This window comes from Cohaesibacter intestini (assembly GCF_003324485.1).
Taxonomy (GTDB): domain Bacteria; phylum Pseudomonadota; class Alphaproteobacteria; order Rhizobiales; family Cohaesibacteraceae; genus Cohaesibacter; species Cohaesibacter intestini.
This window is the reverse complement of sequence record NZ_QODK01000001.1, coordinates 408,403-430,426: the sequence shown is the minus strand read 5'-3', so window position 1 is coordinate 430,426 and position 22,024 is coordinate 408,403. Positions and strand designations below refer to the sequence as shown.

Below are 22,024 nucleotides of genomic sequence, written 5' to 3'. Positions count from 1 at the left end.
TGTCAGTAACCATTGTCCGTGGATGATGTCAGTTGCAACAGAAACCACGTCACTGCCAACAAATCTGCAGACCCGCCGGGGCTGAGGTTGCGGGCGGTTAGCCGTTCATCCATGACCTGCAACTGCGCCTTGAAGGCAACGGGACCGCAGAGTGCCAGCGGTGTCAGGTGACGGGCTTCGTCCTTGACAAAATTGAGCCCTTCAATGCCGCCACGTGCCACCAGATTGGTATCGTCATTGTTTGCCATCAGCGCCACCAAAGCCGACAGAAGCGCACTTTGCGGGTCAAACCCGGCCTCAATTGCCCGCTGATAGGCCGGCAGGGCCCATTGTCGAGCCGAGACAAAACCACTTTCGGCCTCCCCCCGTGCCCCTGTCAGGCCGTAGCGGTGATAGATATATTCCCCGGCGCTATTGGCGGTCTTCACCCGCTCTTTCAGCTCGCTTCTGACCAGCCCGGAAACAAAGCATCCGGCCTCTGAGCAAAGCCTATCAATGGTGAGGCTCTGCCCCTTGGCCCACAGGCGTCCGGCTGCGCCAAGCAGCAGGCCAAAGGCAAAGATCGCACCCTTGTGGGTGTTGACATGCCTCGTCGCTGCCAGCATGGCCCATTCGGCATCAAGCCCCAGCGCCCGCAAGGGAGCAAGCGCCTCGGTAGCCGGTTCGTTGCCAGCGTTGATACCCGCCAGAACAAAGGCGTTGAGGTAGGGACGAAGAGCCTGAGCACTTGCCTGAAAAGTGGCAAGGGACATGTCGCGATGTGCGCCATCATTGGCCGCATCGACCAGCCCCGGCTTCGGGGTCAGTTTGGCCTCGACCAGCAAGGCCTGATGGGCAATCTGGCCCAGGTGTGCAGCAAATGCAGCCTCCGGTCCGTCACATCGAGGAGCCGGAGCCGAAATGGACTGCTGAAGAAGCGAAACGCCTCCAGACCGATGCAAGGAGGAGGTCGGGAGGCGTTCCTTGGTCATGAGGCAACCTGTCGAACAGTGTCCAGAATGGTGCCATCACGATAGCGAACCACGCCGACAATCTTGTCGAGAAACTCGATCGGCTTAGGTTCTCCGGTGATCGAAATCGCCCGATTATGCAGCTCTTCGATGGTAAAGACTGGCAGATTGGCGGCTTTCAGGCGTTCTTCCACGTCAGGTCGGTTGGGATTGACCGCGATGCCATGGTCGGTGACCAGCACGCCGACAGTCTCGCCCGGCGTCACCCGCGTTGTGACAGTCTTCACCACGGTGGGAATGCGCGAGCGGATCAGAGGCGCGGCCACAATCGACAATTTCGCCCCGGCTGCAGTGTCACAATGGCCACCAGAGGCCCCACGCATCACCCCGTCCGAACCGGTCAGCACATTGACGTTGAAATCAAGATCGATCTCGAGTGCCGACAGGATCACCATGTCGAGATTGTCGACCGTCGCTCCCTTGGCAAACGGGTTGGCATAGAAATGGGCGGAAATTTCCACATGGCTGGGCGAGGTGCCCAGCGAGCGGGCCGCAACCGAATCGAAGCATTGGGTATCGAGCAAGGTGCCGATCAGCCCCTTGTTATGCAGATCCACCATGCCGCCGGTCTGCCCGCCCAAGGCCCAAGCCGCCTTGATATCCTTGGCCCGCATCCGGGCCTCGAGGAAGCGGGCCGTGGCGGTGGAGGAACCACCAGTGCCGGTCTGCATCGAGAAACCATCTTCGAAGTAGCCACCATGCTCCATCACGTCGGCACACCAGCGGGCAATCAGCAATTCGCGTGGGTTGGTCGTCGCGCGCGCCGCCCCGACGCTGATCTTCGCCGGGTCGCCCACTTCTTCCACTTCGACGATCCAGTCGACCTGATCCTGACGGATGCTGGCTGGCGCATTCGGGTAGGGGACGATTTCCTCGGTCAGCATCACCACATTCTTGGCATAGGAGGCATCAACCATCGCATAGCCGAGCGAGCCGCACCAGGACCGGCCAGACGTGCCATTGGCATTGCCATATGGGTCGCAGGCCGACACACCGATGAAGGCCACATCAATCTCGATCTCACCCTTCTGGATAAGGCCCACTCGCCCGCCATGGGAGTGGATGGTGATCGGTTCATCCATCAGGCCATGGGAGATAGCATCGGCCAGCTTGCCGCGCATGCCGGAAGTATAGATTTTCCGGATCACCCCATTTTCAATATGCTCGATCAGCGGGAAATGGGCCGTGACCAGCGAAGAGGGCGCAAGGGTCAGGTCCTTGAAGCCCATCTCGGCCAGAATGCCAACCACCAGATTGAGGATCTTGTCCCCTTCACGGAAAGCGTGATGGAAGGAAATGGTCATGCCATCCTTCAGGCCAGAGCGGCGCACCGCTTCCTGAATGCTTTCAACGACCTTGCGACCGACTTTTTCTTCCGGGTCCGCCAGATAGGGGATCTTGGCAGCAAAGCCAGCATATTCTTCAACCGCGCCCGCATAGACACTGTTGGCCGGAACGGAAGCCCGCAGGATTTCGAGTTGTTTCTTGTCCATCTTACCGTCTCACCCCCGAAGCTGCGGCGCGGCTCAGCACCCGCTTGGCATTGTCCACAATGGGCGCATCGATCATCTTGCCATTCAGCGCAATGACCCCGAGCCCCTGTTCTTCCGCTTTGGCTGCGGCCGCGATGACGCGGTTGGCATAGTCCACATCTTCCTGTGTCGGTGCATAGGCATTGTGCAGCAATTCGATCTGGCGCGGATTGATCAGAGACTTGCCGTTAAAGCCAAGCCGTTTGATGACGTCGACTTCCTTGAGGAATCCCTCTTCATCATTGAGATCCGGGAAGACCACATCAAAGGCATCGATCTTGGCAGCACGCGCCGCATGCAACACGGCACAGCGGGCATAGAATAGCTCGGTGCCGTCCCCGCGTTCGGTCTGCATGTCGGTGACATAGTCGAAACCGGCCACGGCGATCCCCATCATGCGAGGCGACGAATAGGCAATGGCAACCGCATTGACCACGCCGGAGGCGCTTTCGATCGCGGCCATCAGTTTGGTCGAACCAATCGCGCGTCCACAATCCTTCTCAATGGCCTCAACTGCCCTTTCCAACTCGACCACGTCATCGGCCGTTTCCGTTTTTGGCAGACGGATCACATCGGCCCCGCCCCGGATCGCTGCCTGCAAATCGTCATGGCCAAAGGGGGTGGAAAGCGGATTGATGCGCACAACACGCTCGATATTGCGATAAAGATCCGATTTCAGTGTGTGATAGACCAGCAGACGACCGGCATCCTTCTCGCGCAGAGAGACCGCATCCTCAAGGTCGAACATCACAGCATCCGGCTTGAACACAAAGGCGGTCGACAGCATCGCCGCATTGGAGCCGGGAATGAACAGCATGGAACGGCGCAACGTCATGACAAAGCCTCCCATTCAACCTTCGGGCTTCCAGCGGCCCGCATGATCGCGGCCTCAACCCGGGCTTGGATGACGCAATCCAGCGCGCCCTTGTCTTCAACGATCAAGGTGGCCCCGGACGTGACACCAAGTTTTTCCAGCACCTCGCCGATGACCTTGCGGATCTGATCGCCGAACTGATGTTCGACTTCACTCTGGACGATCACTTCCAACGGGCCGTCTATAGGCGAGACCCTGACGAAGAGATCGCTCGATTCGAGTGTTCCCGCCAACGCCTCCTGTACGATCTTCATATATCTTTCCTCTCGATTTCGTGGCGCCGTCGGAGATCCCGGCGGTCTTGTTAGGCTTGTTGCTGCACCTTGGCGACATATTTGCTGACGATCAGATCGTAGGTCGCAGGGGGGACAAGGCTTTGAATGCGCTCCATATGATTCTGATTGAGCAGACGCCGCACTTCGGACGCCGAAATGGCGATATCATCGAGGCGCGTGCGTTCCATTTCAACGACATGCACCGGCTCCGCCTTGCGCAGAGGGTCTTGCAGCCAGTGTTTCATGTCTTCATTATATTTGCGGGTGGTGTCACAGAAAGGCTCGGTCCCGACAAAGCGATGGGTAATACCAAGTGCCGGTGCGATATATCTGCGGAACAGCAACAGATCAACGGCCGTACGGCACTTGCCAACCATACCCTTGTCCTTGAAGAAATAGGCCGGGAAGGTGGCGCGCGAGACCATATATTTGGAGCCCTCATGCAGGGTGAGGTTCGGGATATGGCCAACATTCTGTCGCGCCAGCGCCAGACGGTCTTCGTAGCTGAACAGGGAAGCATCTTCGGACACGATGAACAAATGCAGCCAGTCGCTGGCCTTGGCTGCCTGTTCGATCAGATAGAGGTGACCACGGGTAAAGGGATTGGCGTTGGCGACCACGCAACCGATGATGTCACCCTCAACCCGTTTTTTAGCCAGTTCCTGACAATAGGATTTCATTCCTACTGGAGAATTCTCCATCAAGGTTGTCTGCCCCGGCACCTCGACCAGCGGATAAAAACCGCACCCAACGAAGAAATCCGCATTATGCGGCTCGGTATAGACAAACAGGGTCTTGTACTGACGACTATGGGCAAGGTAGATGATTTCGCTGACCAGACGCAGGCTCAGCGATGTGCCGCGCAGGGCCGGACTGATGGCCACATCCTTGATGATGCCTTTATCAAGGCCAGCGCAGGCGACGAGCTGGTCATTCTCGCGGCACAGCACCATGGCTTCGATCTGCTCTTCGAAGTCGAGGTCGCAGGCGGCGAGGAAGGCCACAATCTCCCTGCGTGCTTCAGGATCGGCGGCAGGCTCCACCGTGTAAAAATCCAATCCGTCACTCACGAGCATCGTTCCTTCGCTTGACAGAATATTGGTCGGTGGAGGGCTGGCCCATGCCGCGATCCACGGTATGACCTTGCCAAACGATTGGGCTGCATTGCCGCATCAACCGGCCTTTCGTTGGAGCTGTCAATGGGAGCGGAATGGCAAAGCCATACGCCGCTCGTCATGGGCTTCACGCAGCGCCGGAAGACAGGGCCGCATATCAGGCGACAAGGCTGTCTTTTGCATCTGACACTTTAGTCGGAAAACCTGTCATTTTCCTGACAAAAATGACCCGTGAACCGAAAAGTGACGTCAGGGCAGCTATGCGTTTTTGTTCCCCGGCGCTGTCGATCAAGCAGCCACTATACGTGGCTTTTGGTCGTTTGCGAAACAGCACCTTTTTGCGAAATCCAAAGCAAGTTGCACTCTGACGGTGGGGGCCCTGACATATTGCACGGGCGGCAAGGGGGGGGAGGCAAAAGATTCCAACAGGGAACATGTTTTTTTTTCGATCATTGCTGACGCCTGAAATCTATCGAAAGAAATTCCGAAAAATCGAACTAAATCAAAGTCTAACCGAATTTGGGACAAGATTCCCAAGATTTACGCCAAAAGCGTTGACCCGCTTGGAACCGGTGACCTTGCAGCATGTCAGCTTGGTGACAGGCTCGCAACGTAACGTATTCCTTTGTGAGATGGCCAATGCCATTGAAGGCAGGCCGAATTTGGAGGAATTCACATGATCTCGAAAATCGTTCGCACAGCGATTGCTGTCGCGGGTCTGGCCCTTGTTCCAGCCTCTGTTCAAGCGTTCGAACCTGAAAGCCCGGAATGCATCGCGCCAGCCAACCCAGGTGGTGGTTGGGATTTCACTTGCCGTCAGGTGGGCAAGTCGCTTCAGGATCTTGGCCTGATCAAATCGACCATGCAGGTTGTCAACCTCTCCGGTGGCGGTGGCGGCGTGGCTTACGCTGAAGTCGTCAACAAGCGCGGTGATGACAATGATCTTATCATTGCAGCCTCGTCTGCAACGGCAACCCGTCTGGCTCAGGGTGCCTATCCAGGCAACACCATGGATCAGGTTCGCTGGGTTGGTGCGATCGGCGCTGATTATGGCGTGATTGCCGTGTCTTCAAAAAGTGACATCAAGACCCTGCCTGAGCTGCTCGAAAAAATGAAAGCCAATCCGGCTTCCATCGCTGTCGCCGGCGGCTCCGCCGTGGGTGGTTGGGACCATCTCAAGGTCCTGATTGCAGCCAATGCGGCTGGCATTGAAGATGTTCGCAAAGTGAAATACATCGCCTTTGCTGGTGGTGGTGAAGCGGTTACCCAGCTGCTGGCTGGCTCCGTACAGGCTTTCTCCGGTGACATCTCCGAAGCCAAGGGCTTTGTTGATTCCGGCGATATTCGCGTGATTGCCGTTCTGTCCCCAGAGCGTCTTGATGGCGACTATGCTGCCTTCCCAACCGCCAAGGAACAGGGCGTTGATGCGATTGGTGCCAACTGGCGCGGTTTCTATGCTCCAAAAGACATGAGCGACGAAGCGTATGAAGCTTGGGTTGCCAAAATTGACGAACTCTATGCGTCTGACGCATGGAAAGCCGTCATGAAAAACAATGGCCTGGCGCCATTGGATCTGCAGGGTGCCGAATTCGAGAAATTCGTTAGCGAATCTGTCGCCACCATTCAGAAAATCTCCCGGGACATTGGCATTATCCGCTAATCCCAACCTTGCTGCGGCGGTGTCCGGGGTGTGCCCCGTGACCCGCCGTGGTCTCCCGCCGCTCTTTCTACCCATATGAGGGGATCATGAGTGATCGTATATTTGGAGCCGTGGGGCTCCTGCTAGCAGTACTCTTTGCCTATTCTGCCTTGCAGATTCAGGAAAGTTTCTTGTCCGACTCGGTTGGCCCAAAGGCCTTTCCGCTGATCATTTCAGCGATTTTGGCGATTTCCAGCCTCTCGATTATCCTCAAACCGGATTCCGAGCCGGACTGGCCAAATGTCAAGCGTCTGGCTGAAATCTTCGCCGCGCTCGTCGTGATGCTTGCCTATGCCGAACTGCTGCCTGTTGTTGGCTTTGCCATTTCGACCGCTGTCGCATCGGCCTACCTGACCTGGCGTCTGGGGTCCACACCGATCCAGTCCGTGATCGTTGGGATTTCGATTTCTGCAAGCATCTATGTCATCTTCCACCTCATCTTTGGCCTGTCGCTGGCCAAGGGTCCACTTGGCTTCTAAGGAGATCTGTTGATGGAAACCTTCTCCTCGCTTGCCGATGGCTTCGTGGTTGCGATGACATGGCAGAATTTGCTTCTGGCTCTGCTGGGTTGCTTTCTGGGCACCGTCATGGGGGCCCTGCCGGGTCTTGGTCCCTCGAACGGCGTTGCCATTCTCATTCCGCTGGCCTTTACCCTTGGTCTTGGTGCCACGCCCTCGTTGATTCTGCTGACATCGGTTTATTATGGCGCCATGTATGGCGGTCGTATTTCCTCGATCCTGCTCAACATTCCCGGTGATGCACCGGCCTTGATGACTTGTATCGATGGCCATCCGATGGCCAAGCAGGGACGTGGTGGTGAAGCGCTTGCCCTTTCCGGCTTCGCGTCTTTCTTCGGCTCCTTCATGGCCACGATCGGGCTGGTTCTGCTGGCACCTCAGCTGGTGAAAATCGCTCTGGCCTTCGGGCCTGCGGAATATTTCGCCCTGTTCGTGCTGGCCTTTGCCACCCTTGGCGGTGTGTCGTCGAAAAACCAGGGCAAAGCCGCACTCGCCGCGATGCTCGGGCTTGGCCTCGCCATGGTGGGCGTTGACACCCAGACCGGTGTGCCGCGCTTTACCTTCGGCATGGTTCATTTCTACGACGGCATCGACTTCCTGGTTGCCATCGTCGGTCTGTTTGCCCTCTCTGAAGTCTTTATCTTCATCGAGCATCGTCACGGTGCGTCTGATGTGGAAGGCAAAAAGGTCGAACTGGGTCGCCTGACCCCGTCAAAGCAGACCATGAAAAGCAGCATCATGCCAACCATCCGCTCGACGATCGTTGGCTTCATTGCCGGGGTTCTGCCCGGTGCCGGTGCGTCGCTTGGCTCTTTCCTGTCCTATTCGATGGAAAAGCGCATTTGCGACAAGGATGGTACCTTCGGCAATGGCGATCCTCGCGGTGTTGCTGCGCCTGAAGCTGGCAACAACGCTGCCGCAGGTGGTGCCTTGGTGCCAATGCTGGCGCTTGGTGTGCCCGGTTCCGGCACCACGGCCGTGCTGCTCGCCGTTCTGCTGGCCCTGAACATCACCCCCGGCCCATTGTTGTTCAACAACAATCCGGATGTGGTCTGGGGTTTGATTGCGGCTTTGTTCATTGCCAACATCATCCTGTTGCTGCTGAATATTCCATTCGTCGGGATCTTCATCCGCATCCTGCTGGTCCCGCCGCGGATCCTGATGCCTGCGGTTGCCATGATCAGCTTTGTCGGTATTTATGGCATTGCCGGGTCGAGCTTCGATTTGACCATCATGGTTATGTTCGGCATCATTGGCTGGGCGCTTAGAAAGCTGGATGTGCCCTTGGTGCCTGTGATTCTGGGCGTTCTGCTGGGCAACAATATGGAAGTGAACTTGCGTCGCGCGGTCACCATCTCGGATGGCGACTGGTCGGTGCTGTTCCAAAGCCCATTGTCACTCAGCCTCTGGGCTGTGGCTGTCATCGGCTTCGTTCTGCCGATCTTCGTCGGTCGCATCCTGCCCAAGAAAATGAAGAAGCTTGCCAAAGAAGCAGAAGAAGAGATTGCACCCTAAACCAGCAAATCAGGGGTGATATCCCGAATTAGACGTGCGATCGGCTCCCTTTGGGCCGCAAGCCGTCTGGATTTTGGCAAGTCAGATTGGGGCCTGTACGTATGTGCAGGCCCTTTTTTATGGGCGATCAATAAAAGGAACAAATTCCTAGTTCTGGCTCATGCGCGACAGTCCGTCGCCGCAATTGCTCCAATATATTCGAAATTACTGCCCAATTTTGCAGCCATTTAGCGGGTTTTTGCCAAAAAAAAGGGCAAAGGCTTGTGCATTGTTAAACTTTGGTAAGGCGCGACCTTAAGATTTTGTTTAGGTTTGGTCATCGTCTCGTAACACATTGTTGGGGTGTGAGCGGGATGGAATGTTGATTGCTGTTGGCTGGTCAAGAGAGCCGGCAAATCCTTGCGCCAATATGATCTGCCTACAGGGTCAACAAAGGCGTGAAAAAGGCCACCCGACCAGCAGAACCATTTGGAGTAAAACATGCAATATATTGAGAGCTTCTTCGGCCTGATCGGCGATCTCACTTGGGGGTGGTCTCTGATCCCGCTTCTGGTCGTCTTTGGTATTTTCATCACTGCATTGACCGGATTCGTCCAGTTCGAGTTTTTTGGTCGCATGTTCCGGGTCCTGTCTGGCAAGAACCAGTCCGCAGATCCGAATGCCATTACCGCACGCGCAGCCCTGCTGCTGTCCGTTGGTGGGCGTGTTGGTGGCGGCAACATTGCCGGTGTGGCCGTGGCCATCACCCTTGGCGGGTCTGGGGCGGTCTTCTGGATGTGGGCCATTGCTCTGGTCGGCATGGCCACCAGCCTTGTTGAATGCTCTCTGGCCCAGCTTTACAAGCGACGCGAGCCCGACGGGCATTTTCGTGGCGGCCCGGCCCGTTCCATCATCTTTGGTCTCGGGGCCAACTATCGCTGGCTGGCGGTCCTTTATGGTGTCTGCCTGATTGCCGCCTTTGGCTTTGGCTTCAACGCCTTCCAGGGCAACACGGTTGCCGGTGCTCTGGTCGATTCCGTAGGCATCAGCCGCTACATCACCGGTGCAGGTCTCGCCATCGTGACTGCCTTCATTGTCTTTGGTGGCATCAAGCGCATCGCCAAAGCCGCCGACGTTGTCGTCCCGATCATGGCCGTAGGCTATATCACCATGGCACTCGTTGTTATCGTGTTGAACATCACCGAAGTGCCACGGATCCTGACCGACATCGTGATGAATGCCTTTGGTCTGAAGGAAGCCGTGGGCGGTGGCATGGGGGCCGCGATTGCGCAGGGGCTGCGCCGTGGGCTCTTCTCCAACGAGGCCGGTCTGGGGTCTGCACCGAACGTCGCTGCAACGGCCCATGTGCGCCATCCGATCAGTCAGGGCATCACCCAGTCGCTGTCGGTCTTCATCGATACCATTTTCATTTGCTCTTGCACTGCCTTTGTCATTCTGTTGGGCAATGTCTATGTGCCGGGTGCGGAGAATATCGACGGTGTGGTACTCACCCAGCAGTCTCTGGTTTACCATCTCGGTGAATGGTCGCAATATTATCTCTCCCTGATGATCCTGCTGTTTGCCTTCAGCTCCATCATCTACAATTACTATCTGGGTGAGAATGCACTGACCGTCATCACTTCAAGTGCGGCTTCTCTGACGATCCTGCGCATATTGGTGGTTTGCGTTGTCTTCCTTGGGGCTGTTGCACCGGGTGCGACCTCGGTCTTCTTCTTCTCCGATCCGCTGATGGGTGTGCTGGCCGTGGTCAACCTTGTGGTGATCATGATGCTGCTGCCGACTTGCCTGCGAATCCTGAAGGATTTCCGGGATCAGTTGAAAGCGGGCGTCGAGCGTCCGGTCTTTGATCCGGACAAGTTCCCCGATCTCAATGTTGATCGCACCGCATGGAATGAATATAGCGGCAAGTAAGTCGGGTCATCTCAGACCAGTGTGATGAAATGTGCAAGCCGGGATCCTATGGATCCCGGCTTTGTTGTTGCTTTAAAGGTCCGGAAAAAGCGCATAAAAGCAGCATTTGAAACGTTGCAAGGCGCTTTTTGCTGTGAAAAATCGACTGGCATAATGGCTAGGTTTCTTGAAAACAAGTGTATCTACCTAGGTAAAGAGGGAAGATTTTAAGTATTAAGCCATATGAAATACTGAAAACACACAAAAACACCTTCCAAAAGACAGGTTGTCTCTTTCGTTTCAACTGGGTATTCAGACGAAAGTTTAACGTGAATTACCTCAGACAGACAAAGCTTTTACAAGCGGGAGTATCTGACATGTCTTCTAAAGGTGCTATCAATGCAAACCCTGCCGTTGTCGGTCTGGGTGGCTTTGCCCTTACCACTTTCTTGCTGCAAATCCACAATCTCGGCCTGATTGAAACCGGCCCTGTTGTCTGGGTTGGTTTCATCTATGGCGGTCTTGCCCAGATGATTGCTGGCTTCCAGGAGCAGAAAACGGGTAACCATTTCGGTTACAGTGCCTTCGCTTCCTATGGTGCATTCTGGATCGCCCTGTGCCTGATCTTCATGGGCAACCATTATGGCGTTTTCGCAAGCTCGGCCACCGATATTGGCTGGTTCCTCGTTGCCTGGACCATCTACACCGTCTTCATGATGATGGGTGCGATCCGTGTCCACGGCGCCATGGCAACCACTTTCGCGCTGCTGCTGGCTGGCTTCATCCTGCTTGATATTGGCCACTTTGGCTTCCCAGTGATGAACACCGTTGCTGCCTTCGTTCTGATCGGCTGTGCCTTCGGCGCATGGTACATGATGATCGGCGCCATCCTGAAGGATGTCTATGGCCACGAAATTCTGCCAATGGGCAAGCCGTGGGTACAGAATCATCCAGCCGAGTTGCTCGGTCAGAGCAAAAAGCCTCCAATGGCTCCGGCTGAATAAGCTGATCCCTTACGGAAAAACAAAAGGGCATTTCCTGAAAAGGAAATGCCCTTTTTCTTTGCAAGCCGTGGCTTGCTGACGTCAGATTGTCACCCAGCCATCGGTGAGGTCGGCTTCATACAGGGCGTCGATCGCCGCCTGATTGATGACCGAGCTTTCAAGGCTGAAAATTTCCTTGGTCTTTCCTGCCAGATGATCGCCGATCGTCTCGATTTCTTCGCGATACTGATTGATGCCGCGGAAATTCCAGCGTTGCACTTCGGAATGGCTGGCATTGTAAAGGCAAACATCCACCGCTTCATAAAGGTCGGCATTGAAAGGCGCTGTCACTTCGATGAAGCCCTTGTCCCCATGGAACACCATCACCTGACGCGCTGCCAGCTGGGTGCCGCAATAAAAGGTCATGTCGAAACTGCCAAAATCATACTGGCAATTGGCATAGATATCGGTACCGAAGTTCGGATCCCGAATGATCGAGGCCCGCGCCCGAACCGGATCTTTGCCGGTGGCAAAGCGTGCCGTAACGGTCGGATAAACGCCGATATCCGGCAGGCCGCCGCCGCCCAGCTCCAACTGGTTGCGCATGTTGGACGGATCGACATTGAAATAGGTGAAGGCCCCCTGAATATGCCGCAGCGTGCCGATGGCCCCGTCCGCCAACAAGGCGCGAACTTTATGCCATTGCGGATGATAGGTGACCATGAAGGCTTCGCTCGCCAACAGACCAGTGCGGTTGCGCTCGGCAATGATCGGTTCGATCTCCTTGGCATGCAGTGAAATCGGCTTCTCGCACAGCACATGCTTGCCCGCCGCAAGCGCTTTCAGGCTCCATTCCACATGCTGCGAGGTCGGCAGCGGCACATAGACCGCATCAATGCTGTCACTTGCCAGCATCGCCTCGTAGCTGCCAAAGGCCTCCGGAATACCAAACTGCCGGGCAAAGGCATCGGCCTTGTCCTGATGGCGGCTGGCAACGGCCTGCAAAGTGCCATTGCGGGCCTGTTGAATGGCCGGGACCAAATGCTCTCGGGCGATTTTTGCTGTGCTCAGGATTCCCCAACGGATCATTATTTTCTCCCTATCTGTTATCCGCCAAAACGCGAATGTGGCGACAAAACAGTCCTCTGCTCACTAAACTACAGTTTGTCTCTTGCATCAATGCGGACATCTTTGACCCGCGTGACCAAAAAGAACTTGCAACATTCTGCGTAAAAATGCAATAACATGCAAAATATTGCAAAAAAATGCATGTAGAGAAGAGCCAATACGGCCGTGTATGCAAAGGATGAGCCGCCATATGTCCGAACTGGCCTTGAACAATCCGCTTGTGCGTCAGGATTTGCTGCGCAAACGTCTTCAGGACGGCACCCAGCTGGTGGCCGCCGATCTGGCGGGTGAATTTGGCATCTCTCTGGATACGATCCGGCGTGACCTGCTGATGCTGGAACAACAAGGATATGCCCAGCGGGTGCGGGGCGGTGCCGTGCCTGCCACCAAGCCCCTGCAGCCCCTGCGCCAACGGCGGCAAAGCCCGGACAGGGATGTTTCGGCGCTTGCCAATGCCGCTTTGCCGCACATAAAGCCGGGCATGAGCCTCATCCTTGACGGTGGCACAACCCTCGCCAAACTGGCGGAACGGATTGAGCCAACGCCGGATCTGCTGGTCATCACACCCTCGCCTGTCATTGCCACCATCCTTCTGGACAAAGATATCCCGACCTATCTGCTGGGGGGCCGGATCAGTCAATGGGGTGGTGTCGCTGTGGGCCGAGAGGCAGAGCGGGCCTTGGCCGATATGGCGGTGGATCTGGCCTTTCTTGGTGTTTGCGGTCTTGATGATACCTTCGGCCTGAGCTCCGATGATTGCGACGAGGCCGCCCTGCAATTGTCCATGGCTCGGGCGGCACGCAGCACGGCGGTCATTTGCCGCAAGGAAAAGCTCGGCCGCAAGGCCCGCCATCGGGTGCTTGACCCGGATCAGCTTTCTTTCGTCATCACCGATGCCGACGCGGCATCCATGCTGCCTTTCAAAGAGGTTGGAGCGGAGATCATCCATGTCTGAGACAGTCATGCAGCCTGCAGGATATTCCGGCTGGCGCACCCCACGCCGCGCCGTCGTGGCGATGTTCTTTCTCAATGGCTCGCTTTATGGCATCTGGGCCTCGCGCGTGCCGGCCATCGCCGAAATGCATCAATTAAGCGAATCCCTTCTTGGCATCCTGCTGCTCAGCATGGCGGCCGGTGCCATCGTCTCCTTCCCGCTGGCAGGCAAGTTGGTCGATCTGTATGGCTCCGCCGAAGTGACCAAAAAGATTGCCTTTGCCTATGGCGCAACCCTCGTGGCTTTGGCCGTTGCCCCCAATGTCTGGCTGCTGGGCCTGTCTCTCTTCCTGTTTGGCGCTGCCCATGGGTCGATGGATGTCAGCATGAATGCGTGGGCAGGCGAGGTGGAGCGCTATCTCAAAAAACCGATCATGTCATCGTTCCACGCCATGTGGAGCCTTGGCACAGGGGCGGGCGCCGCCTCCGGATATGTGGCAGTCCGGCTTGGAGCGGAACCGATGCTCCATTTTCTGGTCGCCGCCAGCCTTTGTCTGGCCCTGTCTCTTTATTTCGGCCTCATCCCGTGGAAATCGCCCGTCGCCGCCGGACAGAAGACGGATGCCTCTGAGGCAACCCCTGAAGCGAAACCGGCCAGCGCAAAGAAAAAACGCTTCCCACTGCCACAAGGTGCTTTGGCACTGGCAGGCATTATCGGCTTTTGCTCGGCGCTCGGAGAAGGGGGCATGGCCGACTGGAGTGCCATTTTCCTCGTTCAGGTCACGGCGGTCGATGACGGCATCGCGGCACTGGGCTTTGCCACTTTCTCGGTGGTCATGGTAGGCATGCGTCTGGTCGGTGACAGGATCATCACCCGCTTGGGGGCTGTACGGGCGGCCCGGTTGAGCAGCCTTGCCGCGGCCAGTGGTTCCCTGCTGGCGATCCTTGCCGGAACTCTGCCCGCCGCCCTTTGCGGTTTTGCTCTGATGGGGGTCGGCTATGCCCTGATCTTCCCGCTGATTTTTTCGCGCGCGGCCAATGATGACAAGCTCTCACCCGGTGCGGCCATTGCGGCAGTGGCGACCTTTGGCTATGGCGGTGGGCTGCTCGGGCCAGTATTGATTGGCTTGCTGGCCGATATCTTCTTCATCCGATGGGCTTTTTTGCTGCTCTCCGCGCTGGCATTGGTGATTGCGATCCTCGCCCCGGTGCTTGCCCCACCAGCAGACAATGGCTCCAGATGAGGCGAGAAGTTGGCGCATTTTCTCCACCGATTGTTGAAAAATTTTCGCACCAATTGCGTTCTACTACGCAAGCGAGAAGAGATATTGTTCAATTTGTTGAACGGTTTGAACCAAAGCGCTATCCAAATTGAACAATTTTTACGCAACTGGATCCAATTTCAATCGATAGACTTGCGGCGCTCCCGATTTTCGCTAGTCTGGGCACGAACAAGAACCAGACAAGATCTACCGGAGGGACAAGATGCTGAAATTTGGAGCCACAATGCTGGCCGGTGCAGCTCTTTTGATGAGCAGCGCAATGGCTCAGGCCGAAACGCGTGTAACCTACAAATCCGCGAAATCCACTTCGTCCTATTACCAGATGGGCGTGCAGATTGCCGAAGCCATGAAAGAAGGCACCAGCGGTGACATCATCGTAACCCTGGAAGAAAGCCAGGGGTCGGTGCAGAATGTCATGGAAGTCAAGGGACGTGGCGCTGACTATGTCTTCACCACGCCGCCTGTAATGGTTTCGCTGGCTCAGGGTGGCAAGGCCATGTTCAAGGGCAAGGAGCATCCCAAATTTGCCGATATCCGCGGCTTGTTCCCGATTCCCAGCCTGACCATGCATTTCGTCATGAGCGAAGCCAGCGGTGCGGCCTCCTTTGCTGACATGGAAGGCAAGACCATTCTGCTCGGCAAAGGCTCATTCGGGGCGCGTGAAGGGGCAAAATATCTCAAGCTGTTTGGCCTTGAAGACAAGGTAAAGCTGGCTGAGGTTGAATTGTCCAATGCCGTGGCTGCGCTTAAAAACGGTCAGATTGATGGCTTCGTCACCTCTGGCTCTTGGCCCGCTCCCAATGTGGTCGAAGCGGCTGCCTCAACGGGTGTCACGATCCTGTCCCTGTCTGATGAACAGATCGCCAAGACCAAGCGCACCAGCCTAACCATTCCGGCAGGCACCTATGCCGGTCAGGATGCGGACATCACCACCACTTCTTTGCCTGTGGCTGCCTACACCACGGCCGCAATGGATGAAGACACCGCCTATGCGCTCACCAAGACCTTCTGGGAGCAAAAAGCCAAAATGGGTGCCGCCGCTGCATGGTGGAATGGTGTCAATAAAGGTCTGATGGCCAACATCACCACCAAGCTGCATCCCGGTGCGATCAAATATTACAAGGAAGCCGGCTTCACCCTGACCGACAAGCAGATGTAAGTCTGCCTTCCTGACAACCACCATGCGCCCCTCCTGATGTCCTGATCGGAAGGGGCGCCTTTGTGACCAGAACGGTTTTGTGACAAGTCTCAAGCGGCTTTGTCGAGATTTGTCACAAAACCGCCTGCCGTTCCGTGCGACAGCACCTCCCAGAGCCAACCCGATTTCGAGAACTCCGCCATGATGCAAGCCCCGACGGCCAACAGTCTGCCCCTTCGCCTGACAATGGTCCTCCTCGCCATCCTGCTGGTTGTCTTTCATCTCGGACTGATCTTTTCCGGCTTGGTGCCCAATCTCTTTTCCCGGCCGATCCATATGGCTCTGGCTTTGCCCTGGATTCTGATCCTCGGGGTGGGGGCCAAGACCGGTGTCGTGACACGGGTCACCGGCTGGATTCTGGCTTTGGTTGGCATCGGTGCCTGCCTTTATATCGCGCTCAATGAGTCCGCATTGGCCGATCAATATGGCTCGCTTGAGGGCGATTTGCAGATCTGGATCGCCGCCGCTCTACTGATCGTGGTGCTGGAAACTGCCCGCCGTGCCATCGGCTGGCCGTTGCCGATCGTAGCAACGCTGGCGTTGCTTTATGGCCTGTTCGGCCAGCATATACCGGGCGAGTTTGGCCATTCCGGAACCCCTCTGACCTCCTTCCTTGGCACCCTGACAGTGGCTGAGGGTGGCCTGTGGGGCAGCCTGACGGGGGTGTCCGTCTCTGTTGTGGCGATCTTTGTCATCTTCGGTGCTGTGCTCAATGCGGGCGAAGCCGGGCAGGGCTTCATGAATGTCGCTGCGGCGGCTGCCGGGCGCTTGAAGGGCGGCGGAGCCAAGGTCTCTGTGATCTCTTCGGCTCTGTTCGGCTCGATCTCCGGCTCGGCCAGTGCCAATGTCGCCTCCACCGGGGCCATTACCCTGCCTGCCATGACCCGCCTTGGCTATCCCAAGCGACTGGCTGCCGCTGTGGAAGCCGTGGCCTCCTCCGGTGGTCAGATTATGCCGCCGCTCATGGGTGCCGGGGCCTTTGTCATGGTCGAGTTGACCTCGACCCCTTATACCGACATCATCGTCGCCGCCTTTTTGCCTGCCTTGCTGTATTTCTTCGCGGTCTGGATCGGCATCAATGCCTATGCCACAAAATTCAACTTGTCAGGCATCGCGCAGGATGACCGGCCGGAACTGCGTGACGTGATCATCACTTCCTGCTTCTTTCTTGTGCCTTTCGTCGTCTTGCTCTGGGGCATGTTTGTCGTCAGCTACACACCGCAATATGCGGCCAGTCTGGCCATTCTGGCGGGGGCCTTGATGCTGCTGATCAATCGGCACCTGTCTTTCGATTTCAAACAGGTGTTGCTACGCCTTGAACAGGCGCTCTGTACCGCTGCCCGCCAGGTCTCAATGATCGCCTCGATCATCCTGTGTGCCTCGATTGTCATTGGCGTTCTGTCCATCACCGGCCTTGGCGTCAAGATCACCTCGCTGATCCTGTCAGGCTCCGGCGGCCTGCTCTGGCCATCCTTGTTGTTGACCGCTCTGGCCTGTCTGGTGCTGGGGATGGAGGTGCCCACCACCGCTGCCTATGTTATTTGCGTGTCGGTGGCAGGTCCAGCATTGATCCAGTCTGGTCTGGAGCCTTTGCAGGCCCATTTGTTTGTCTTCTGGTTTGCGCTCATCTCCACCATCACCCCGCCGGTCTGTGGTGCGGTCTTCATCGCCGCAGGCATGATCGGCGAGGACTGGCTGAAGGTCGCCATAACCGCGATGGCGCTGGGCATCGGGCTCTATATTATTCCGCTCGGCATGATTGCCAATCCCGAATTGATCCGGCTGGGCAGCGAGCCTGTGCTGGCGATTGTGAGTGCCCTGCAGGTTGGTTTGGGGCTCGCAATGCTCTCCTTTGGGCTGATTTCGGCCTATCGCCTGCCCATTCGTCTAGTGCTGATGATGGCAGGGCTCTGTGTCATTTTTGTACGGGTGGCCGGTTCCTTGTTCTGATTATGAGAGCGCGTTGACTGCAATAAAAGATCAATAACGCGCAATATAAATCCGCTGCGTTGCTTGATGTGGATCAATTAATGGGCAACAGACTTAATTTTGAGCAATAAACTTGTGACTTAATCGTTTTTTTTGGACTATTTGCTACATCTATCATCGACTCTGCTGCGAAAATTGCGCAGAAATCCTTTTACTGTTTGTTAGATCTTGAACGGCATGCGCACGGGAAATATGCGGGACGTGTCGGCCGTTCCCTGCGACAGCCAGGAGACCAGCGTTTCCATTCCATCTGTCATGCTTCATGTGCGCTTCAATCAAGCGCGCAAACAGGCTAGTTCGTCTCATGATTCCGGGGAATATCGGAGTCGCATGCATGTCAGGACCGGATGCTGGTTAGGTTTGTCCGAGTCCCAAACAGTCAAAAGCGAACTGGTTAGGCAAGGACCCGAAGAGGTCCACTGTCTTGCAAAAACAAACTCTGTTGGGTTGAAGAACAATGAGTGTAAAACGCGAACACTGGGGCTCCCGTCTCGGTTTCATCATGGCCGCCGCCGGGTCTGCGGTTGGCCTTGGTAACATCTGGAAATTCCCATACATGGCTGGTGAGAATGGTGGTGCTGCCTTCATTTTCATTTATCTCGGCCTTGTCTTCACCATCGGCCTGTCCCTGATGCTGGCTGAAATCGTGATTGGTCGCCATACTCAGGCTGACGCCATCACTGCCTTCCGGAAAATGGGCAAGGGCGGATGGTCGATCATCGGTATCATCGGTATCGTCACGGCCTTCGTGATCTTTTCCTTCTACAGCGTTGTCGCTGGCTGGACGATCGCCTATGTTCTGAAATCCGCCACCGGTGCCTTCAATGGCATGGATGCGGCTGCGATCGGCGACTCATTTGGGGCCTTTGTCAGCTCCCCAGTCGAGCCGATCATCTATCATGGTATCTTTGCAACTCTCACTGTCATCGTCGTGCTCGGCGGTGTGTCCGGTGGTATCGAGCGCGCCAGCAAAATCCTGATGCCGCTGCTCTTCATCATCCTGATCGGTCTGGCTGCTCGCTCCATCACCCTGCCAAATGCCAGCAAAGGCATCGAGTTCTTCCTGTCGCCGGACTTCTCCAAGATCACAGCAAGCACCGTCATGGCAGCGCTGGGTCAGGCTTTCTTCTCCCTGTCTCTGGGTATGGGCGTGATGCTGACCTACGGGTCCTATCTTGGCCGTGATGCCAAACTGGGCAAGTCCGCGTTCCAGATTGCTTTCCTTGACACCTTTGTGGCGATCCTTGCCGGTCTGGCCATCTTGCCAGCCGTGTTCGCCTTCAACATGGATCCTGCTGCCGGTCCGGGTCTGACCTTCGTCACCCTGCCTGCCGTCTTCCAGTCCATGCCTGGTGGCTCATTCTTCGCAATTGTCTTCTTCGTTCTGTTGACCATTGCTGCGCTGACCTCGTCGATCTCGCTGCTGGAGCCAATCGTCTCCTTCTTCTCGACCAAAGGCTTTACCCGCACCCAGGTCACCATCGGCTCCGGCTTTCTGGCCTTCCTGATGGGGATTCCCTCCTCGCTGTCTCTTGGCGTCTGGAGCGATATTCACCTCATCAAGGGTCAGGGCTTCCTTGATTCTGCAAGCTGGCTGACAGACAAGCTGCTGCTGCCGATCGGCGGACTGCTGATCTGTCTGTTTGTTGGCTGGGTCATGGCCCCAAGCGCCCTGCGCGAAGTGTCTGGCGAAGGTGAGCCAAGTGGTCTGGCCAAGGCCTGGATCTTCATCCTGCGCTTTGTCGCCCCATTGGCCATCACGCTGATCCTGCTGACCGGTCTGGAAGTCATCAGCTTCTAAGCCTTGCGTCAGAACCAGCATCCACAACGAAAAGGCGGGGGCTTCCCCGCCTTTTTCATAGGGTGTGTGCCTTTTCAGGAATAGGGACTTCTTCTTGTCTTGACCCTTCGGAAGGGACGCACTAACTGGAGTGAAATGGGAAGGGCGCACATGCTGGACCGCGCTGTGACATAGAACCTTCACAGGAATGTCATAGAGGCTAGGCAAGTGTTAGATGCAGCCATCAGATGGCCGTAGAGACCGGAGACAATCCATGCATTCTCACCGTCATGTCGCGCGGGACATAACCTACGCTCACTCCGCAGCCACCAAGCGCGGCAGAGCCGTCATCCGTTTGCTGGAAAACACAACAGGCCGCCTGCAGCTGATCAAGCGCGCCAACGGCTATGAGCGCGAAGTGGCCGCCGGGCGAGACTTCTGGTCGGTGATTGTCGAGCGCTATGGCCTCACCCTCGATGTGACGGGCGGCTGCCTGTCCAGCATTCCCAGGGACGGCCCTCTGATCCTGATTGCCAATCATCCCTATGGTATTCTTGATGGCATGATGATGGGACTGATCCTGTCCCGGACCCGCGGTGATTTCCGTATTCTTGCCAACCATGTTTTCCGCAAGTCCGAAGAGCTCAATCGGATCATTTTGCCGATCTCGTTTGATGAAACCAAGGAAGCGGTGAAGGAAAATGTCCAGACCCGCAAGGCGGCCTTGTCCTATCTCGGGCAAGGCGGGGCAATCGGTATTTTTCCCGGCGGCACCGTCAGCACGGCCGCCAAGCCATTTTCCCATCCCATGGATCCGGGCTGGCGGGGATTCACCGCCCGTATGGTTGGAAAATCCAATGCCACCGTGGTGCCGATCTTCTTCGAAGGCCACACATCGCGCCTGTTCCAGATCGCCAGCCACCTGCATCCTACCTTGCGGTTGGGCCTGTTGATCAAAGAATTCCGCAAGCGCATAGACAGCCCGGTCAAGGTGGTGATTGGCAAGCCAATCGGCCGCGATGTGCTTGATCCGCTCTCCACCGATAGCCGCGCCATGATGGAGCATCTGCGTCAGGCGACTTATGGCCTGTCGCCAACACCACTGAAGGTCAACGAGTTGGGCTTCGAGTTTGAAGAGAAGCACAAGCAGAAACAGCGTCTCAAGGCCTCTTAGACCACAAAGACGGGCATCACGCCGCAACGGCATTGGCCCATGATCGGGTTACTGGGCCCGATAGATGAGGGGAAAGCGGCGCGCGTTCCCTTCGCCACCATCACAGCTTGGCTTTTCGCGGTATTCCAACAAGAAAAACTCAAGCGCTTCCCCTTCGACAGCCCGCAACTGATAGGCCTCGAAGCTGCCACAGGTCCCGTCGCCTTCATAAAAGGCTGACGTCACCACCGCATTGACTGGCGTTACTTGCGGCGAGCGCAACTCATATAGATCATGTCCGTCCCCGTGATCCGGCACCGATGGCAGCAACAACACGGTAGAATAAGCCGGATTGTCGTTGAGCGAGGTGACATAGACCGAGCTGCCTGCCCTTGCATAGAGATTGCATGGCACCTCCCAAAGCGTCATGGCGTCACTGATGGCATAGCGTACGCCCATGCCGGGGGTGTTGGCTGGTGCACAATTGGGTGCGTCCCGACCCACGGCATCAAGCACTCCGGAAGGCACCTCTGACAGAGTGTTAAAGGCCACGCCTCGGCCCAGTGAAATGGCATCGCCGTAGAGATTGGCCGGAATGCGGATCGGTTCAACCGGTGTCGCGGCTGGCTGTGCCGAGGTCGCTTGATCAGAAGCCGCAGCACTGGATGCTTTCATCGAAGGGCAGAAGATGCCGCCTTTCACCGATATCGAGAAGGGAAAATGGCCTTGCCGTGTGATGATCAAGCGCCCCTTGTCAACCTTGAGGTCATCGCCATCTTCGCGTTGTTCCATCACCTCAACCAGCACCGTATAGCGGTTCTTGTCACTGCGATAGAGCCGAATATCCTCAAGCTTGCGTCCGGAGGCCTGCATTCCGTCTTGCCGTATCAGGCTCTCGATGTCCTTGCCGACCTTCATCCATGCGGGCAGTTCTTCGCCATCATTGAAGGGAGCGAAGAAGACATAGGCATATTTGTCTTTGTCCGGATCCTTGTTGGCCTGCCAGAAAGCGAGGCGACAGCCGTCATAGCCCTCCGTGACATTGGTGCCGAACAGCCGCAGATCGATCGAATGATCCTCTTCTGCCTGTGCGGCAAGGACCAACAAGGGCAGGGCGGCCAGAGGCACCAAAAGTGATCGCATCAGGGA

General features: G+C 56.5%; 18 protein-coding genes. 11 read left to right on the top strand and 7 right to left on the bottom strand.

Going from position 1 to position 22,024, the window contains the following annotated elements; translation table 11 throughout:
- Window positions 1-2: 2 nt before the first annotated feature.
- The 5 genes from citG to citC are packed head-to-tail and all read right to left on the bottom strand — an operon-like array spanning window position 3 to window position 4,761.
- Entirely contained in the window at window positions 3-971 is a 969-nt protein-coding gene (gene citG / locus DSD30_RS01865; protein WP_114007891.1) for a triphosphoribosyl-dephospho-CoA synthase CitG, read from the bottom strand.
- The gene (citF, locus tag DSD30_RS01860) at window positions 968-2,503 is read right to left on the bottom strand and encodes a citrate lyase subunit alpha (protein ID WP_114007890.1); all 1,536 of its coding nucleotides are present in this window, start codon (window positions 2,501-2,503) and stop codon (window positions 968-970) included. Before citF ends, citG begins: the two co-directional genes overlap by 4 nt.
- 1 nt (window position 2,504) lies before the next feature.
- The gene (citE, locus tag DSD30_RS01855) at window positions 2,505-3,377 is read right to left on the bottom strand and encodes a citrate (pro-3S)-lyase subunit beta (RefSeq protein ID WP_114008576.1); all 873 of its coding nucleotides are present in this window, start codon (window positions 3,375-3,377) and stop codon (window positions 2,505-2,507) included.
- Window positions 3,374-3,670, bottom strand: coding sequence for a citrate lyase acyl carrier protein (citD, locus tag DSD30_RS01850; RefSeq protein WP_114007889.1), 297 nt, complete (start codon window positions 3,668-3,670; stop codon window positions 3,374-3,376). Before citD ends, citE begins: the two co-directional genes overlap by 4 nt.
- A gap of 50 nt (window positions 3,671-3,720) precedes the next feature.
- The gene (citC, locus tag DSD30_RS01845; RefSeq protein ID WP_245418327.1) at window positions 3,721-4,761 is read right to left on the bottom strand and encodes a [citrate (pro-3S)-lyase] ligase; all 1,041 of its coding nucleotides are present in this window, start codon (window positions 4,759-4,761) and stop codon (window positions 3,721-3,723) included.
- Between the two features lie 721 nt (window positions 4,762-5,482).
- On the opposite strand from citC, the gene DSD30_RS01835 reads away from it, so the two are divergent.
- From DSD30_RS01835 to DSD30_RS01815, 5 genes are all read left to right on the top strand, one after another.
- Window positions 5,483-6,466, top strand: coding sequence for a Bug family tripartite tricarboxylate transporter substrate binding protein (locus DSD30_RS01835; RefSeq protein ID WP_114007886.1), 984 nt, complete (start codon window positions 5,483-5,485; stop codon window positions 6,464-6,466).
- An 86-nt stretch (window positions 6,467-6,552) separates the two neighbouring features.
- The gene (locus DSD30_RS01830) at window positions 6,553-6,984 is read left to right on the top strand and encodes a tripartite tricarboxylate transporter TctB family protein (protein WP_114007885.1); all 432 of its coding nucleotides are present in this window, start codon (window positions 6,553-6,555) and stop codon (window positions 6,982-6,984) included.
- Between the two features lie 12 nt (window positions 6,985-6,996).
- Entirely contained in the window at window positions 6,997-8,538 is a 1,542-nt protein-coding gene (locus tag DSD30_RS01825) for a tripartite tricarboxylate transporter permease (RefSeq protein ID WP_114007884.1), read from the top strand.
- Between the two features lie 480 nt (window positions 8,539-9,018).
- On the top strand, window positions 9,019-10,449 hold the full coding sequence (locus DSD30_RS01820; protein WP_114007883.1) for an alanine/glycine:cation symporter family protein: 1,431 nt from the start codon (window positions 9,019-9,021) through the stop codon (window positions 10,447-10,449).
- A 356-nt stretch (window positions 10,450-10,805) separates the two neighbouring features.
- Window positions 10,806-11,432: an acetate uptake transporter gene (locus DSD30_RS01815; protein ID WP_114007882.1), complete on the top strand. Its 627-nt coding sequence runs from the start codon at window positions 10,806-10,808 to the stop codon at window positions 11,430-11,432.
- Window positions 11,433-11,513: 81 nt separating this feature from the next.
- Here the strand turns inward: DSD30_RS01815 and DSD30_RS01810 are convergent, their stop codons facing one another.
- Window positions 11,514-12,500 carry a Gfo/Idh/MocA family protein gene (locus tag DSD30_RS01810; RefSeq protein WP_114007881.1) on the bottom strand — a complete coding sequence of 329 codons (987 nt, stop codon included), beginning with the start codon at window positions 12,498-12,500 and terminating at the stop codon, window positions 11,514-11,516.
- 229 nt (window positions 12,501-12,729) lie between these two features.
- Between DSD30_RS01810 and DSD30_RS01805 the strand changes: the two genes are divergently transcribed.
- From DSD30_RS01805 to DSD30_RS01780, 6 genes are all read left to right on the top strand, one after another.
- Entirely contained in the window at window positions 12,730-13,494 is a 765-nt protein-coding gene (locus DSD30_RS01805) for a DeoR/GlpR family DNA-binding transcription regulator (protein ID WP_198662786.1), read from the top strand.
- Window positions 13,487-14,716, top strand: a complete 1,230-nt coding sequence (locus DSD30_RS01800) for an MFS transporter (protein ID WP_198662785.1) — start codon at window positions 13,487-13,489, stop codon at window positions 14,714-14,716. Before DSD30_RS01805 ends, DSD30_RS01800 begins: the two co-directional genes overlap by 8 nt.
- 241 nt (window positions 14,717-14,957) lie before the next feature.
- On the top strand, window positions 14,958-15,914 hold the full coding sequence (locus tag DSD30_RS01795; protein WP_114007879.1) for a TAXI family TRAP transporter solute-binding subunit: 957 nt from the start codon (window positions 14,958-14,960) through the stop codon (window positions 15,912-15,914).
- A 225-nt stretch (window positions 15,915-16,139) separates the two neighbouring features.
- Entirely contained in the window at window positions 16,140-17,903 is a 1,764-nt protein-coding gene (locus DSD30_RS01790; RefSeq protein ID WP_114008574.1) for a TRAP transporter permease, read from the top strand.
- A gap of 496 nt (window positions 17,904-18,399) precedes the next feature.
- The gene (locus tag DSD30_RS01785) at window positions 18,400-19,743 is read left to right on the top strand and encodes a sodium-dependent transporter (RefSeq protein ID WP_114007878.1); all 1,344 of its coding nucleotides are present in this window, start codon (window positions 18,400-18,402) and stop codon (window positions 19,741-19,743) included.
- A 253-nt stretch (window positions 19,744-19,996) separates the two neighbouring features.
- Window positions 19,997-20,896: a lysophospholipid acyltransferase family protein gene (locus DSD30_RS01780; RefSeq protein ID WP_114007877.1), complete on the top strand. Its 900-nt coding sequence runs from the start codon at window positions 19,997-19,999 to the stop codon at window positions 20,894-20,896.
- A gap of 48 nt (window positions 20,897-20,944) precedes the next feature.
- Here DSD30_RS01780 and DSD30_RS01775 read toward each other — a convergent pair whose 3' ends face one another.
- A complete protein-coding gene (locus DSD30_RS01775) occupies window positions 20,945-22,018 on the bottom strand; it encodes a hypothetical protein (protein ID WP_157967513.1) in 1,074 nt (357 codons plus the stop codon).
- Between the last annotated feature and the right edge of the window lie 6 nt (window positions 22,019-22,024).

Coding starts and splice junctions, on each gene's coding strand:
- DSD30_RS01810 (WP_114007881.1), bottom strand. CDS start 12,500: ATGATCCGTTGGGGAATCCTGAGCACAGCAAAAATCGCCCGAGAGCAT.
- citG (WP_114007891.1), bottom strand. CDS start 971: ATGACCAAGGAACGCCTCCCGACCTCCTCCTTGCATCGGTCTGGAGGC.
- DSD30_RS01785 (WP_114007878.1), top strand. CDS start 18,400: ATGAGTGTAAAACGCGAACACTGGGGCTCCCGTCTCGGTTTCATCATG.
- DSD30_RS01780 (WP_114007877.1), top strand. CDS start 19,997: ATGCATTCTCACCGTCATGTCGCGCGGGACATAACCTACGCTCACTCC.
- DSD30_RS01800 (WP_198662785.1), top strand. CDS start 13,487: ATGTCTGAGACAGTCATGCAGCCTGCAGGATATTCCGGCTGGCGCACC.
- citE (WP_114008576.1), bottom strand. CDS start 3,377: ATGACGTTGCGCCGTTCCATGCTGTTCATTCCCGGCTCCAATGCGGCG.
- DSD30_RS01830 (WP_114007885.1), top strand. CDS start 6,553: ATGAGTGATCGTATATTTGGAGCCGTGGGGCTCCTGCTAGCAGTACTC.
- DSD30_RS01790 (WP_114008574.1), top strand. CDS start 16,140: ATGGTCCTCCTCGCCATCCTGCTGGTTGTCTTTCATCTCGGACTGATC.
- DSD30_RS01820 (WP_114007883.1), top strand. CDS start 9,019: ATGCAATATATTGAGAGCTTCTTCGGCCTGATCGGCGATCTCACTTGG.
- DSD30_RS01805 (WP_198662786.1), top strand. CDS start 12,730: ATGTCCGAACTGGCCTTGAACAATCCGCTTGTGCGTCAGGATTTGCTG.
- citD (WP_114007889.1), bottom strand. CDS start 3,670: ATGAAGATCGTACAGGAGGCGTTGGCGGGAACACTCGAATCGAGCGAT.
- DSD30_RS01795 (WP_114007879.1), top strand. CDS start 14,958: ATGCTGAAATTTGGAGCCACAATGCTGGCCGGTGCAGCTCTTTTGATG.
- DSD30_RS01825 (WP_114007884.1), top strand. CDS start 6,997: ATGGAAACCTTCTCCTCGCTTGCCGATGGCTTCGTGGTTGCGATGACA.
- citF (WP_114007890.1), bottom strand. CDS start 2,503: ATGGACAAGAAACAACTCGAAATCCTGCGGGCTTCCGTTCCGGCCAAC.
- DSD30_RS01815 (WP_114007882.1), top strand. CDS start 10,806: ATGTCTTCTAAAGGTGCTATCAATGCAAACCCTGCCGTTGTCGGTCTG.
- DSD30_RS01775 (WP_157967513.1), bottom strand. CDS start 22,018: ATGCGATCACTTTTGGTGCCTCTGGCCGCCCTGCCCTTGTTGGTCCTT.
- DSD30_RS01835 (WP_114007886.1), top strand. CDS start 5,483: ATGATCTCGAAAATCGTTCGCACAGCGATTGCTGTCGCGGGTCTGGCC.